Source organism: Marinomonas sp. AWM4_232 (assembly GCF_056158325.1).
Genome location: NZ_JBSWTA010000001.1, coordinates 2,160,001 through 2,175,868, shown reverse-complemented (window position 1 = coordinate 2,175,868; position 15,868 = coordinate 2,160,001). Strand labels below are relative to the sequence as shown.

Below are 15,868 nucleotides of genomic sequence, written 5' to 3'. Positions count from 1 at the left end.
CACAAAAAACCGTTCAGAAACATCTAACTAATTTAAGTCGAATACGAGGAGGACAGCATGATTAATCATGTGTGGGGATTATTACACCATCCTGATCGAGAATGGCGAGAAATCAATAAAGAACACGAATCAGTCAGTCACATGTATGCTCATCATGTGTTGATTATGGCTGCCATTCCGGTTGTTAGTAGCTTTATTGGGACCACGCAAGTGGGATGGACGCTGAACGGCGAAGAAGGTGTAAAACTAAGCGTCATGACCGCCCTTGGACTGGGGGTTTTGTTTTACGCCTTAATTCTACTAGCGGTGGCGGGTGTTGGGTCAGCTATTCACGCTCTTTCAAGACAGTACTCTCATCGCCCCAGTCGAGCTGAAAGCATTGTGTTTGCTGGTTACATTGCTACACCAATGTTTTTAAGTGGGTTGTTCGCAATTTACCCTATCGCTTGGCTATGTGTTTTAGCGGTTTGCATGGGGGTCGCTTACTCAGCGTTCTTACTTTACAAAGGCACACCAAGATTTTTAGGGATTAGCCATAAAGAAGGTTTCATCTTATCCACTGGCACACTGGGTATCGGCGTACTAGTGCTTGAATTCCTATTAGCAGTCGTAGTCCTACTCTGGAGCATGGGATCTGAACACAGTCCTCTTTGGGCATTCTTTGGTTAATTGCACCGCCCCTAAAGCGCGAAAATAGGCCTGCTTCAATTGATTACATTGATCGAAAGCAGGCCTTGTTCGTTTAAGGCCTTTCTATTGGCCCGTATACAATAAATTACTTTTATGTCACTAATTTAGAGTACACAATCATCAATCATGTTTTGTCCTGTTGTATGGAGCCAAGCTAAAAGATGTTCTTCTCTTCCAATAAAAACCGCATTGCTGAGCTCGAAAATCTAATTGAACAAGAGCGCAGCCAAAGCCAGCAACGCATATCTGCATTAGAGGCGGAACTATACCAAGCCCAAAATACAACGCAGACAACTAATGACAACGATTACTGCTCTGAACTGCTCGGTTACCAATTGCGTGGGGGAGAGATGATTGGATCTATCCGTGAAGGCTTGGCTGAAAGTGCTGCCAGCTTAATAGATGAAAGACGTAATCTGAAAGAAGTGGACACGCTTTTCAGTGACACCCGTTCCGCTTTGTCTCGTCTAAATCAACGCGCATTGATCATTAATGATGAAGCCAGCTCCAGTATGGAAGCCGCCAATGTGCTTGATAAAACCGCCAGTGGCATTAGTCAGCTCGTGTCGAGCATTCAAGAAATCTCAGACCAAACAAACTTACTTGCTTTAAATGCTGCTATTGAAGCTGCACGAGCTGGCGAAACAGGACGAGGGTTCGCTGTGGTAGCTGATGAAGTGCGTAATTTGGCTAGCAAAACGCACTCGGCTAGTGAGCAAGTTGAAGACTTGGTCCGTAAGGTCTTAGAGCAAACACAGCAAATTAAGGCCATGGTGAGCAAAAACCAAGCTAGCGCTGAAGATGTCGCCACGTCTGCCGGTCAAATTGACAGCATCGTCGAAAATGTCATTTCTACCTCTCAAAAGATGCAGCACGTTATCAAAATAGCCGCGACACAAGCCTTTCTGGATACCGTTAAATTGGACCACACCGTTTGGAAAAATCAGGTCTACCGTAAAATTGACCAACGCGATTTTCGAGAGGGTGTTAATGCTCATACTGAATGCCGTTTAGGGAAGTGGTATTACCAAGGTTATGGCCATAAACATTACCAAAATTCTCGTAACTTCAAAGCCTTAGAGACACCACACAAAGCCGTGCACGATTTAGGGCGAGCAGCCGTGGCCGCAGCTGAGCAAGGCCATCATGATGACATGCTTAAACATCTTGATAAAATGGAGACGGCGAGCTTACAAGTGGTCGTCAACATTGAAGCCTTGATGGAAGAAATTAAGTCGGAATGAACTTAATCCCTCAATAGGAGTCTCTAATATAAGCGCTGACCTCGATCAGCGCTTTTTTGTAGCTGGCGCGCAAGACATTATTTTTGTTACTTTTTTCGCACGCTTTTTTAAAGAAAATGTGCGCTGATCACGCTATCCTTACAAACTATAGTTGATTGAGCAATCTTAGCGTCATGATAAGTTGCTAGTAAAAATGGAGGCGATGGGTAACCTAACTATCTAGGCGACCTCGTAAACATGCTATGAAGGAGCAAATCCGTTGAATACCCTACTATGCATTCCCCTATTAGTACTACTGGGCACGCTCGTGCCACTCTGTAGTACCCGCTATAGCCGAACCGCATGTGCATTTTTAACGGCAGCGCTACCCGCTATCGCGCTGTTTCTTATCTTGCAAATGGCCCCAGCGATCCTTGATGGACAACGTTTTCAAACCGCTGTTGATTGGGTGCCAAGCTTAGGGCTTTCTTTGGCTTTTCGCTTGGATGGCCTGACCCTCTTATTTAGTTTGCTCATTCTTGGGATCGGCCTACTCGTTATTCTTTATGCTCGATATTACTTATCGAGTAACGACAATATGGGGAAGTTTTACTGTTATCTGATTCTTTTCATGTTCGCCATGCTTGGCGTGGTGATGTCGGATAACCTAATTCAAATTTGGGTCTTCTGGGAGCTGACTAGTATTAGCTCCTTTTTACTAATCAGCTTCTGGGGCAGTAAGAGTGAAGCACGTAAAGGCGCACGTATGGCACTTACGATTACTGGCGCAGGCGGATTATTCCTTTTAGCCGGCTTGCTCATGCTCGGTAATGTGGTCGGTACGTTCGATTTGCAAACGGTGCTGGACAGTGGCGATATTATCCGCGCGCACAGTACATACCCGATTATTACTGTGTTGATCTTAATCGGTGCGTTCACTAAGTCCGCTCAGTTCCCGTTCCATTTTTGGCTACCTAATGCCATGGCTGCGCCAACCCCAGTCAGCTCTTACTTGCACTCTGCCACCATGGTAAAAGCCGGTATTTTCCTAATGGCTCGCTTTTACCCATCCCTTGCAGGAACCGATTTATGGTTCCTGATTGTCAGTATGACAGGTCTTGCTACTTTCTTGTTAGGTGGTTATCTAGCGCTATTCCAACATGATCTAAAAGGGCTTTTGGCTAATTCTACGATCAGTCATCTAGGTTTGATCACATTACTTCTAGGCATGGGATCTGATTTGGCGCTGGTAGCGGCCATTTTCCATATTATTAACCATGCTACGTTTAAAGCGTCTTTGTTTATGGCGGCAGGTATTATTGATCATGAGTCTGGTTCAAGGGACATGCGCCAATTAAACGGTTTATGGAAATACATGCCTTATACGGCAACGCTCGCCATGGTCGCCTCTTCTGCCATGGCAGGTGTTCCACTACTAAACGGCTTCTTATCGAAAGAGATGTTCTTCAACGAAACCTTACACCAAGACTCTCTTGGTTCACTCTCTTGGATGGTACCAGTACTCGCCACGCTAGGTGGTGTGTTTTCCGTGGCGTACTCCACTCGCTTCGTGCACGATGTGTTCTTTAATGGTGAGCCGATTAACTTACCTAAAACGCCGCATGAGCCACCACGCTACATGCGTGTACCTGTTGAGATTCTTGTTGCCCTGTGTCTCTTGGTCGGTATTTTCCCAAGTTGGATTGTCGGCGATTTACTGCAAAGCGCCTCCTTATCGGCTTTGAATGGCCCTTTGCCAGAATATAGTTTGGCGATTTGGCACGGCTTTAATATACCTCTGCTAATGAGTGTAATCGCTCTCTTAGGTGGTCTATTGGTGTATTACAACCGTCAGCATTTGTTTAAGTTCCAAGCACAATTTCCGACAAATGACCCTAAGGTCTTGTTTGAGCGTGCGATTCAACAATTGGTTGGTAAGGCCACGTGGATCATTAACTTCTTTGAAAATGGTTCACTACAGCGTTATTTGTATTTCCTATTCATGTTTACGATTGTCATGAGTGCTTACCCACTTTTGGACCTAAACGCTACCGCAGGGCGACGCCCTGAAATTCCGGTTGACGCACTATCTATTACGGGGGCAGTGCTACTGTCGATTGCCTCGCTAGCAACCGTTATTTGGCATCGTCGCCGGATGGTTGCCCTGCTGACTTTATCAGTGGTCGGTTTGATCGTAACCTTAGCGTTTGCTCGATTCTCGGCACCAGATTTGGCGTTAACTCAGTTATCTGTTGAAGTTGTCACCATCATATTGCTGATGCTTGCCTTGTTCTTTTTACCGCAAAAGACGCCGAAAGAATCGAGTCCTCGACGAGTGGTTCGAGATTTAGGTATTTCTGCCATGATCGGTGGTATCGTCGGTACGGTTATTTACGCCTTAATGACCCGTCCGCTGGATACCATTTCGGACTTCTTTACTGAAAACAGTAAAACCGGTGGTGGTGGTACCAATGTGGTCAACGTGATCTTGGTCGACTTCCGTGGTTTCGATACGCTGGGTGAAATCACTGTATTGGGGATTGCGGCACTGGGTATCTTTAAGCTGATTGCTCGTATGCGTCTCTACATGCCATCGAGTAATGAACAAGGACGCCCTTGGTCAACTGATAGCCACCCTCTAATGTTGTCTGTTGTTTCGCAAAGTCTTCTACCTTTAGCACTGTTGGTATCCGCTTACATATTCTTGCGCGGACACAACATGCCAGGTGGTGGCTTTATTGCAGGCCTTATTACGTCAGTGGCAATCATCCAACAATACGTTGCCCACGGCGTAGACTGGATTAAAGAGCGTTTAAAACTGGATTATCAAATCATGATCGGTTCGGGCATAGGTATTGCTGCGCTAACAGGTTTAGGAAGTTGGTTCTTTGACCGTCCGTTCTTAACGTCGTGGTTTGACTATTTCTACCTACCTGTCATTGGTAAGTTTGAGCTTGCCAGTGCCATGCTCTTTGACCTAGGGGTTTACCTAACGGTTGTCGGAGCCACTATGTTAATTCTAGCGAACCTTGGTCAGTTAACGACCAGTGAACGAGCTATTTTTGAGGAGGAGTCGTAATGGAAGGCATCTACGCTTTTTGTGTGGGCCTAATGACGGCCTGCGGAATTTTTCTGACGCTACGGGGAAGAACCTTTTCCGTGGTTGTTGGTTTGACGCTGCTTTCCTATGCCGTCAACTTGTTCTTATTTGCCAGCGGCCGCTTAAAACTGGATGCCGCAGCAGTGCTCGGTATGTCCGAAGACTACGGTGATCCACTTCCTCAAGCATTAGTTTTGACTGCTATCGTAATTGGTTTTGCAATGACTGCATTTGCGGTCATCTTGGCCATGCGTGCACGTGCTGACTTAGGTAACGATCATGTTGATGGCCGTATACCACAGACAAAAGAAGAAGTTCGTCAGAAATCTGGAGGCCAGCGCTAAATGCAGCACCTTAGTATTCTTCCCATTTTACTGCCTTTGTTTACTGGCGCGTTATTGCTACTACCGCCCTTTTCTAAAACATTGCAACGCCAACGAGTTTTATCGATTGTATCGATGCTACTTCAGGTGATTGTTGGTTTTGCTCTGGTTTTATGGGTCCAAACAGAAGGCATTACACAGTACATTCTTGGTAACTGGCGCCCGCCTTTTGGCATCGTGCTGGTGGCTGATCCGATGTCCAGCATCATGGTCGCCGTGACCAACTTCTTGGCGTTCTCAGCTCTATGTTATGCCACAGGCTCTCACGATAAAGCAGGCGGCTACTTTTATCCGCTGTTTATGTTTCAAGTAATGGGTATCAATGGCGCATTCTTAACCGGCGATGTGTTTAACCTCTTCGTCTTCTTTGAGGTGCTACTTATTGCTTCTTACGCATTACTGGTTCACGGTGGCGGAAAACAGAAAACTCAGGCGACGATTCACTATGTCGTCTTAAACTTAGCAGGCTCAAGCGTTTTCCTATTCGGCTTAGGGATTTTATATGGCACGTTAGGTACATTGAACATTGCAGATATGGCTCAGAAAGTTTCTGAACTCGAAGGCAGTGTTGCCATTTTGGCCAAAATCGGGGCCTTATTGTTATTAGCCGTGTTTGGCCTTAAATCGGCCATGCTACCTCTGCATTTTTGGTTGCCAAAAACCTACTCCAGTGCCAGTGCTCCCGTAGCTGCCATTTTTGCGGTGATGACCAAAGTGGGTATTTACAGCATTCTACGGATCCATGGTGTGGTGTTTGGTGATGAAGCTGGAGAGTTAGCGAATATTGCCCAATCTTGGATTTGGCCTCTCGCCTTATTGACGATCACCGTAGGTACCATTGGCGCCTTAGCAAGTCCAAGCTTAAAATTGCTAACAGCCAATTTAGTGGTGCTTTCAGCTGGTACATTGTTGGTTTGTACCGCCATTCAAAGTGAAGCGGCAACCAGCGCTGCCCTTTACTACATGGTACACAGTACTTTAGTTGCTGGGGGAATGTTCCTTCTAGCAGATATGATCTCGCGACAACGAGGTAAAGCAGAAGATCGCTTTGTGGTTGCGAAGAAAATGGATAATCCTGTCTTTCTGGGAATTTTCTTTGCTATCGCAGCGATAGCTGTGATCGGTATGCCGCCCTTTTCTGGCTTCATTGGCAAGATAATGGTGTTACAGTCTGTTCAGTCCGCTGCTGAGCAAATCTGGGTATGGCCGATTCTATTGCTTAGCAGCTTAGGAGCCTTGATTGCGCTATCACGCGCTGGGACAACACTCTTTTGGCGACACTCGGCTGGTAAACAGCCTGAAGCCGCTCAATCTATTCACCTTGGTGAGTGGCTAGGTGTCGTACTGCTACTGTCCGCCTCACCGTTATTAGCTTTATTCGCTGGCCCTTTATCAGAATTGGCAAATGATGCAGCAGCATTTTTGCATGACCCTAGGCTATCAGTAGAAGCCCTATTAACCAGCCCTTTGGCTGAAGGAGGCTTTTAACAATGAAATTATTCCCAATGCCATTTCACAGCTTACTGCTGTTTAGTGTTTGGTTACTAATGAATAACTCCATCAGTCCAGGCCACATTGTCTTGGCAGCCTTCTTTGCGATCAGCATTCCGTTGCTGGTCAATTCAATGCGGGATGAGCAACCTAAGATACTTAAGCCATGGCTCGCGCTACGCTATTTCTTTATGGTGCTAAAAGATATCTTAGTGGCGAATATGCAGGTGGCAGTACTCGTACTTGGACCGATTCGAAAATTGCAGCCTGGTTTTGTCGCCATCCCGCTTGATCTAACATCAGATGTTGGTATCACAGTCTTGGCAAGTACGGTTTCCTTAACGCCAGGTACCGTGAGTGTAGAAGTATCAGAGGACAAGTGCTGGTTGTATGTTCACGCTCTTCATCTGGATAACGAGCAAGACCTTATTGACGAAGTTAAACAGCGTTACGAACAACCTATTAAGGAGATCCTAGGATGCTAAGTTGGGCTTTATTTTTCGTCACCATCTGTATCTGTGTGGCTCTATTTTTAAATTTATGGCGCTTGTTAGTAGGGCCTCATGTTTCCGACCGTATTATGGCGCTGGACACTATGTACATTAATGCCATTGCTCTACTGATGCTGTACGGCATCTATATGGAAACGAGCCTTTACTTTGAAGCAGCCTTGTTGATTGCCATGCTTGGTTTTGTCAGCACCTCCGCTTTGTGTAAGTACTTACTACGCGGCGACATCATCGAATAATACGGAGAGTTTCATGTCTTTTTATGTTGAACTGGTTATAAGCATTTTATTGGTGGTGGGAGGAGTGTTTCTCCTCATTGGATCCATCGGCCTTGCGCGACTACCAGATATTTTTATGCGTCTGCACGGACCAACAAAAGCGACGACTCTTGGTATTACAGGTGTACTGCTTGCTTCTCTGGTCTATCAATCTATTAACCAAGGCTCCTTCTCTGTATCAGAGCTTTTGATCACGTTATTCTTACTTATCACAGCGCCAGTGGCAGCCAATATGATTGCGAAGACTGCGCTACACAGAGAGAATCCAGCTATTCCACGCACCTCAGGACAATCTTTACTAACAAAGATTCGTAACCGAGAAAGTGCACTGGAAACAACAGATAAAGATTAACTGACTCTGATATCCGTATGAGATTGCTGCGCTTTTAAAATCACTCGCGCAGCAGTCTCAGATAAGGGCCTGTCGTAGTAATACCCTTGATGTAAGTGGCAACCTAGCTGGTTTAAAACCTCTGCCTGCTGACCTGTCTCCACCCCTTCCGCAATAACGTTCAACTCAAGGTTTTGAGCCAATTGCACAACGGCTTCACAAATTTTATCGCCCTCTGCCTGATCGCCAATTTCACACACGAACGACTTATCAATCTTCAACGTATCTAAGGGCAGTCGTTTTAGATAGTGCAATGAGGAATAACCAGTGCCAAAGTCATCAACTGAAATTTCAACCCCCAGCGCTTTTAAGCCAGCCATGATTTCTATACATAACGCCATGTCATGAATAAAAACCCCCTCGGTAATTTCAATCTTGATCAGATTACCCGGCACCTCATAACGTTTTAACAGATCTGTAATAAACACAAGAAAGCCTTCAGAAATAAAGTGTCTACCTGAGATATTCACTGCTATTGGCGTCGCCGTAATACCAGACTCCAGCCAGTTCACCTGTGTTTGCAGCGTTTTTTCCAAGACCCACTCACCAATTCGACAAATCAAGTTGGACTCTTCCGCTAGAGGAATAAAATCCATAGGACCGATAAGGCCTTTTTCAGGGTGCTGCCATCGAATCAGGGCTTCAAAACCGAACACGGCCCCTGATCGAGTGTCTATTTGTGGTTGAAATACTAAAAAGAACTGATCGCAATCCAGTGCCTTTTGTACCTCTTGCTCTTTCTGGAAATGGCTCGTCACTTCCTTTGCCATGTAGGGTTGGAATAACTTAGCGTTATCACGACCACTCTGCTTGGCCCAATACATCGCCATATCCGACTGTTGAATCAGTGTCTCAGCGTCATGGTCAGCGTTGCTTAAAGCAATACCGATACTCGTACCCACTTTGACTGGTTTTTCCAGCAACATGACAGGCTCATGCATAATATCTAGGATGGCTTCCGACAGTGTGCTTACTCGCGCTTCTGTCACTTCCTCTGTGAGCATAATTAAGAACTCATCACCGCCCCATCTTGCGATGATGTCGTTCTTTAGCACCGTTTGGGTCAGACGATCAGCCACTTCACAAAGCAACTCATCACCGGCTTTATGCCCTAATGTATCGTTGATGATCTTGAACTTGTCCAAATCTAGAAACAGTAACGCAACTCTTGTTTGATGCTCTTTAGCATTGTGTAGAGCCCGCTCTAGCTGTTCTGTCATGTAGGTACGGTTAAACAAACTGGTTAGCGGGTCACTGTAAGCAAGGAAGCGCAATTTTTGCTGTAGCTTCACGTGCCTTGTCACATCTCGAATATGAAGCGTAAACTCTTGCAGGCCGCCCTGCTCATTAACCGCTTTGGTAATCGCTATTTCTACAGGGAAAATCTGTTGATCTCCTCGCTGTAGCTGAAAGTGGTTACGGCGATTAATGAGCCAACCACCAGAAGTAGAAAAACCAGTGTCTAGGCTATTCAAAATGCTCGCTTGGTCTTTTTCAGGAACGAATAAATCAATAAAGCTTTCGCCTTCAACCTGACGTTTTAGGACACCAAACGTTCTTTCTGCAGCAGGATTATATTCCATGATTATTCCGTCGCTATTAATCGTAACAATACAATCCATTGAAGAATCAAGAATGGCAGATTTACGCATCTCACTTTCTTTGAAGCGACTCAGGGCATCGTCTCGTGATGTGATTTCTTGAGTGACTCGATCAATCACTTGATTATATTGTTTGGCTATTTGACCTACTTCCGTAAAAGGCTCCTCGGGAACGTGTTGTGAGAAATCCGCTTTATTTTCCTGATACTGCATGGAATTCAGTAAATCGATAAGCTCTGTCGTGGCGCGGTGTTCTGCGATATTTAGACCTTGTTCTTCATAGTCCTTAGATACACGTAGCGAAACAAATTGCCCAACGACTTTCAGCAATAGGTATGAAACCGCCACACAGTATAAGCCAGTACAAAGAATACCGATCACTTGGCTTTGCAGTTGCTCTAGGCGTGTTAACCCCGTTCCAATAAGCGCTAGATCACCAAAAATGGCAACCGCTAAGGTTCCCCAAATACCGGCAAAGAGATGAGCTGGCACAACATCTAACGCATCATCTAGCTTGCAGCGCTCCATCAAATAACTACCAAGTACCGTGATGACGCCACTGATAAAGCCAATTATGATGGCATCACCAGTGGATACGACATGACAGCCAGCAGTGATACCAACTAAGCCAGCAATCACGCCATTTAGTAACTGTGATACGTCAACATAGCGCTTATGTATAAAGAATAGGAAACTAGCACCAATACCACCCCAGGCAGCAGAAACAAACGTTTTCAATAATATATGAGGGACAGCTTCGGTTAAGCTGAGCGTACTGCCACCATTGAAGCCAACCCAACCTAGCCAAATCAGTAATACACCAAGACCAGAGAGGGGCAAGTTACTCCCCTGGGGCAAGTGAATCCCTTGTTCAAATCTTCGTATTCTTGGACCGATCAATAGGATCGCCACCAAAGCAACCCAGCCACCCACAGAGTGCACGACAGTCGAACCTGCAAAATCAACAAACCCTAGAGACTCTAACCATCCTTGAGACTCATTTTGAAAAATGCCATTCCATGCCCAATGGCCAACAATGGGATAAATCGCTGCGCTCAAAATTATGGTAATAATGACATAGCCGATAAATGACATACGCTCGGCAACCGCTCCCGATACAAGGGTTGCTGCGGTGCCACAGAACATCATTTGAAAAAGGAAAAAAGCGATTTCTTTAGAAGATGCTTGCTCACCAAACATAAAATCAGAAAGGCCAAAAAAACCTTGGTAGGAGGCCCCAAACATGAGGCCAAACCCTAAAATATTGAAAACCGCTGAAGAAATAATGAAGTCAGAAATATTTTTCGCAGCCACGTTAATGCTGTTCTTACTCCTGATACGGCCACTTTCCAAACATAGAAAACCCGCTTGCATTAGAAACACCAAGCTTGCCGACACTAAAAGCCACACAACATCTAACATAGCTACTCCACTCACTACCACCCCTATTTAACGCACCACCTCAGAGCACATCTGAAGCGCTTTAACACACTCGGTTTATGAATCCTGGATATATTAGTTTTACTTTATGAGCATACAATTCTTAGGCCAACTATCATAAGTAATAGTACAAATAAAAACAGACGCCTCAGCGTCTGTTTTATCGATCTCAAATCAACTTCCTAATACCAGTTGAGCTAATCCAATGGAAGCAACATAACCAATCGCATATACAAGCAGCAGGACAAATGAGTATCGCGCGTAAGAGCCAAACGTCAAACCATCTACCTTACTCATCGCCACAATCCCAGCGGCAGAACCGATCACAAGCAGTGAACCACCCACACCAACAGCGTAAGTCAGACCTAACCATTCCGCTTCAGTCATAACAATCCCAGCTTTTAACAAAGCGGCTGTTAAAGGTACGTTATCAATCGCAGACGATAATACGCCCATTAAAAAATTAGCGAGAGCTGGAGGAAGGATTTCATACATACGAACAATCGCATCCAGCACCTCAATCTCTTTCAACATACCGACTAGCAAAAGAATGCCCAAGAAGAACAGCAATGTCTCAAATTCTATTACACGGATGTATTCTAAAATCTGTTGCTCTTCCTTTTCATCTGAATCAAAGAAACGTGCAATGAGAAACATTGTTGCCATACCCAGTAAGAACATCAGTACAGGTGGAATACCAAATAATACATTGGCAACTATCGTCGTCACGATCGTGCAAAGGAAAGCACCAGCGATCATAAGATCCACAGGTCTTACTTCATTATGGCGAATGTTAATCTCAACAGTGTCGTTTAGCCCTCGGCTTAATAATAAAGCCAATACCATTACCGCTGTGAAGGCAGGCAAAGAAAGCATCAAGAGATCTAAAATGTTGACCTTGCCATCAAGGAAAATCATCAAAGTCGTGACATCACCGGTTATCAACGATACACCACCAGAGTTAACCGCAAATACCACTAATGTCGCAAAACGAATGGTTTTCTTAGTCGACAGATTCAAAGACAGGATTAATGTGACTGAAACAAGTGTCGCAGTAATATTGTCCGCTAAAGAAGAGAAAATAAAACAAAAGATCGCTGTTAAAAACAGCAGTGACCGCTCTTTAATCTGCCGAGGTAAGAAAAGATGGATAACATTCTCAATCATCCCCTTTTTATTTAAATACGCGACAAAAGTCATCGCAGCCACAAGAAACAACCAAAGTGACGCAATCTCAGCAACGTTTTCCTCGAAACCGATAGCGACGGCTTCGGCTTCCTCCGGAGAGCCAGAGTGAAAAACATACAATAAAAACCAAGAAAACGTTCCTAAAAACAACGTTATCTTAGCTTTATTAACATGGATAATATCCTCTAACACGACTCCCAGCAAAGCTAATACAGCCAAGCTTATCAGCACTATTTGCAGTACCTCTGACATGATAACAACCTCAATTGATGAATTTAAAAGCCCAAAATTTTGATTTTGGAATTTTATACCCGTTTATTCATGTCTCCTACTCATTAACGACTAAATTATGAAATAAAATTTCATAAAGACTATTAATGACAGTGATATTGATTTGAAAAAGTTCACTACTGTACAAATTAAAAGCTCAAAACAGCTCATACCAGTGAGAAAACAGCCAGAACATTTTCAAAAGATACAAAAGCCCTTCAAAACTGAAACTAGCTTTCTTTCAATAGCCATATAAGATGATGAGCTATGTGCAATCAAAGTTATTGAGTTTTAATAAGATGATATGAACTTCGGTTTAATAAAAACAGCCATAGAGTTAGGGTAGTTGAAAATATAAAGAGCATACCGTCCCCAGAAGTGTGTCTAGTAAAGGACGTTGTATTAGGCGCCTCTCTCTCATTAAATGTTTTTGTTTCGACCAAAAAACAAACCATTTAACAAAAGAGAGACTATGGACACTTTAAAACTAAACACTCAACAGATACAAGCCGCCGTTGATCAGCTAACTTTGCAGCCTGACGGTATCAATAAATTACTCGAGATGGCGATCAACAGCCTGATGAAGGCCGAGCGAGCAGCTTATCTTGAGGCTGCTGTACAAGGCAATAAAGCAAATGGCTATCGCAACGTGAATGGCTTTGGTATCGGAGAGGCTTTATCACTGCAAATCCCAAGGGATCGATTAGGGCACTTCAAGCCGACACTACTCAATATTATGAGGAATCAATCGGACACGCTGAATGAGTTGTGTTTTGAGCTGTATGCTAAGGGCTTAACAACGCGTGATATCGAATCCATTACACATACTATCTACGGTCAGCATCTGTCAAAAAGCCAGATCTCTCGTATTACTGTTAGCTTGTCCGATGCAATGCGAGAGTTTAGAGAACGGCCACTAAACAGCTATTATCCCATCGTATATCTTGATGCCACGTTTGTGAAAACCAAACGAGAAAGAGTCTCCAGTGAGGCGTATTACATAGCGTTAGCGGTTTTACCTGATATGACTCGAGAAGTGATTGGTATCTATAATGCACCAACAGAGTCATCAAGTTTTTGGGATGAGATTTGCCAAGATCTTAAAGACAGGGGAATGCAGCAAACAGACTTATTCGTCATCGATAACCTTACCGAACTCGATAGCACATTAGAAAAGCACTTTGATGCTTCAATTCAAAAGTGTGTGCTACATCTCAAGCGATCCATACTGAACAAGGTCAAAAAGCAGCATCGCCTAGCCGTCGTCAGTGACTTGAATGAGATTTTTCAAATTGAAAATCGGGAGGATACAAAAGAACAGTTGCTAGACAGAGCACAACAAGTGGCCCAACGGTGGCAGCGCTACTACCCTCATATGAAAAGGCTAGCTGATCCATATTGGCTCTCATATTACTCAACTTATCTAAGCTTCGAGTATGATATCCGAAATATGATTTACACCACCAACTGGATTGAGCGACTGAACAAAGCCTTCAAAAGAACATTGAAAATTAGAAACTCGATGCCTAATGTTGAATCAGTGTTAACTCTTTTAAGCAAGGTTGCGATTGATATGAATAGCAGTACTTATCGTCACCCAGTGAGTCGATTCCAAAAGAGCAATTTATTTAAATAAGAGATAAATAAAGATGTTTGATGAGAGCAGAGACACACTCAATGGGACGGTACCATAAAGAGAGATTCTGAAAGGGATTCTAGTATAGACTGAATATATCTCGCTCATTAGAGTCAAGCAGATTTAACCTCAGGGGTCAGATCCCTGCACGTACATCAGTCTCCAAGCACTATCACCAGTTGAGGGATCTGACCCCTTTACTAAGCTGGTTTCATTTTCGCCAGACGCAAAAAAACCCTGACCGCGCTAACGATCAGGGCTTCTCAATTAAAAGCTTGACGACGACCTACTCTCACATGGGATCTCCCACACTACCATCGGCGATGGCGCTTTTCACTTCTGAGTTCGGGATGGGATCAGGTGGTTCAACGCCTCTATGATCGTCAAGCAAACGGGTTTGCATTCGTTCTGGGTGGCTTTCTGTTGCCTTGTCCAAAACACGCAAGTTCGTAAACTTGATATCTTTAACAATTAGACTTTGAAATAGTCGATAACCAAGGTCAAACCGTTGGTTTGTATCGTAAATTCTGTAGTGCACGACCTCCATGGAGGGAGGAAGTACTCGAGATTGTCTGGAACAATCTCAGTAAAACCACTTTGGTGTTATATGGTCAAGCCTCACGAGCAATTAGTATTGGTTAGCTCAACGCCTCACAACGCTTACACACCCAACCTATCAACGTCCTAGTCTCGAACGGCTCTTTAGGGAACTCTAAGTTCCAGTGAGATCTTATCTTGAAGGAGGCTTCCCGCTTAGATGCTTTCAGCGGTTATCCCGTCCGAACGTAGCTACCCGGCAATGCCACTGGCGTGACAACCGGAACACCAGAGGTTCGTTCACTCCGGTCCTCTCGTACTAGGAGCAACTCTTCTCAAATCTCAAACGTCCACGGCAGATAGGGACCGAACTGTCTCACGACGTTCTAAACCCAGCTCGCGTACCACTTTAAATGGCGAACAGCCATACCCTTGGGACCGGCTTCAGCCCCAGGATGTGATGAGCCGACATCGAGGTGCCAAACACCGCCGTCGATGTGAACTCTTGGGCGGTATCAGCCTGTTATCCCCGGAGTACCTTTTATCCGTTGAGCGATGGCCCTTCCATACAGAACCACCGGATCACTAAGACCTACTTTCGTACCTGCTCGACGTGTCTGTCTCGCAGTTAAGCGCGCTTTTGCCTTTACACTCTTTGCATGATTTCCGACCATGCTGAGCGCACCTTCGTGCTCCTCCGTTACTCTTTGGGAGGAGACCGCCCCAGTCAAACTACCCACCACACAGTGTCCTCGATCCCGATTAGGGACCTGAGTTAGAACCTCAAACATACCAGGGTGGTATTTCAAGATTGGCTCCATGCAAACTGGCGTCTGCACTTCAAAGCCTCCCACCTATCCTACACAAGTAGGTTCAAAGTTCACTGTGAAGCTATAGTAAAGGTTCACGGGGTCTTTCCGTCTAGCCGCGGATACACAGCATCTTCACTGCGATTTCAATTTCACTGAGTCTCGGGTGGAGACAGTGTGGCCATCGTTACGCCATTCGTGCAGGTCGGAACTTACCCGACAAGGAATTTCGCTACCTTAGGACCGTTATAGTTACGGCCGCCGTTTACTTGGGCTTCGATCAAGAGCTTCGCTTACGCTAACCCCATCAATTAACCTTCAA

At 44.8% G+C, this 15,868-nt stretch carries 11 protein-coding genes, 2 rRNA genes and 1 pseudogene (1 of these 14 cut by a window edge); 10 read left to right on the top strand and 4 right to left on the bottom strand.

Features of this window, described 5'->3' with window-relative positions:
• Positions 1 to 57: 57 nt before the first annotated feature.
• The 9 genes and pseudogenes from ACXAC1_RS10305 to ACXAC1_RS10265 all read left to right on the top strand — a co-directional run bounded on the left by ACXAC1_RS10305 (position 58) and on the right by ACXAC1_RS10265 (position 8,026).
• Positions 58 to 669 carry a Yip1 family protein gene (locus ACXAC1_RS10305; protein ID WP_228191793.1) on the top strand — a complete coding sequence of 204 codons (612 nt, stop codon included), beginning with the start codon at positions 58 to 60 and terminating at the stop codon, positions 667 to 669.
• Between the two features lie 182 nt (positions 670 to 851).
• Positions 852 to 1,526 (top strand): annotated as a pseudogene (locus tag ACXAC1_RS10300) (methyl-accepting chemotaxis protein); the annotation flags it as partial.
• A 30-nt stretch (positions 1,527 to 1,556) separates the two neighbouring features.
• A complete protein-coding gene (locus ACXAC1_RS10295) occupies positions 1,557 to 1,934 on the top strand; it encodes a CZB domain-containing protein (RefSeq protein WP_475063811.1) in 378 nt (125 codons plus the stop codon).
• 259 nt (positions 1,935 to 2,193) lie between these two features.
• A complete protein-coding gene (locus tag ACXAC1_RS10290; RefSeq protein ID WP_475061406.1) occupies positions 2,194 to 4,992 on the top strand; it encodes a monovalent cation/H+ antiporter subunit A in 2,799 nt (932 codons plus the stop codon).
• Positions 4,992 to 5,357, top strand: a complete 366-nt coding sequence (locus ACXAC1_RS10285; RefSeq protein WP_133565130.1) for a Na+/H+ antiporter subunit C — start codon at positions 4,992 to 4,994, stop codon at positions 5,355 to 5,357. The genes ACXAC1_RS10290 and ACXAC1_RS10285 overlap by 1 nt, the downstream gene beginning before the upstream one ends.
• Positions 5,358 to 6,884, top strand: coding sequence for a monovalent cation/H+ antiporter subunit D (locus ACXAC1_RS10280; RefSeq protein ID WP_475061405.1), 1,527 nt, complete (start codon positions 5,358 to 5,360; stop codon positions 6,882 to 6,884). It begins immediately after the preceding gene.
• A 2-nt stretch (positions 6,885 to 6,886) separates the two neighbouring features.
• Positions 6,887 to 7,372 (top strand): Na+/H+ antiporter subunit E, encoded by a 486-nt coding sequence (locus ACXAC1_RS10275; protein WP_228191789.1) that lies wholly within the window; start codon positions 6,887 to 6,889, stop codon positions 7,370 to 7,372.
• Positions 7,366 to 7,635 (top strand): K+/H+ antiporter subunit F, encoded by a 270-nt coding sequence (locus tag ACXAC1_RS10270; RefSeq protein ID WP_133565137.1) that lies wholly within the window; start codon positions 7,366 to 7,368, stop codon positions 7,633 to 7,635. Before ACXAC1_RS10275 ends, ACXAC1_RS10270 begins: the two co-directional genes overlap by 7 nt.
• A gap of 13 nt (positions 7,636 to 7,648) precedes the next feature.
• Entirely contained in the window at positions 7,649 to 8,026 is a 378-nt protein-coding gene (locus ACXAC1_RS10265) for a Na+/H+ antiporter subunit G (RefSeq protein WP_475061404.1), read from the top strand.
• On the opposite strand, the gene amt is transcribed toward ACXAC1_RS10265, so the two are convergent.
• A complete protein-coding gene (gene amt, locus ACXAC1_RS10260; RefSeq protein ID WP_475061403.1) occupies positions 8,023 to 11,103 on the bottom strand; it encodes an ammonium transporter in 3,081 nt (1,026 codons plus the stop codon). The genes ACXAC1_RS10265 and amt overlap by 4 nt on opposite strands.
• Positions 11,104 to 11,280: 177 nt before the next feature.
• Positions 11,281 to 12,546 carry a sodium:proton antiporter NhaD gene (gene nhaD, locus ACXAC1_RS10255; RefSeq protein WP_475061402.1) on the bottom strand — a complete coding sequence of 422 codons (1,266 nt, stop codon included), beginning with the start codon at positions 12,544 to 12,546 and terminating at the stop codon, positions 11,281 to 11,283.
• Between the two features lie 490 nt (positions 12,547 to 13,036).
• Between nhaD and ACXAC1_RS10250 the strand changes: the two genes are divergently transcribed.
• The gene (locus ACXAC1_RS10250) at positions 13,037 to 14,200 is read left to right on the top strand and encodes an IS256 family transposase (protein ID WP_475058256.1); all 1,164 of its coding nucleotides are present in this window, start codon (positions 13,037 to 13,039) and stop codon (positions 14,198 to 14,200) included.
• A gap of 273 nt (positions 14,201 to 14,473) precedes the next feature.
• Here the strand turns inward: ACXAC1_RS10250 and rrf are convergent.
• Together rrf and ACXAC1_RS10240 are read right to left on the bottom strand one after the other, a co-directional pair.
• Positions 14,474 to 14,588: ribosomal RNA gene (rrf, locus tag ACXAC1_RS10245) — 5S ribosomal RNA — on the bottom strand.
• Between the two features lie 219 nt (positions 14,589 to 14,807).
• Positions 14,808 to 15,868, bottom strand: a 23S ribosomal RNA gene (locus ACXAC1_RS10240) (it continues 1,826 nt past the right edge of the window).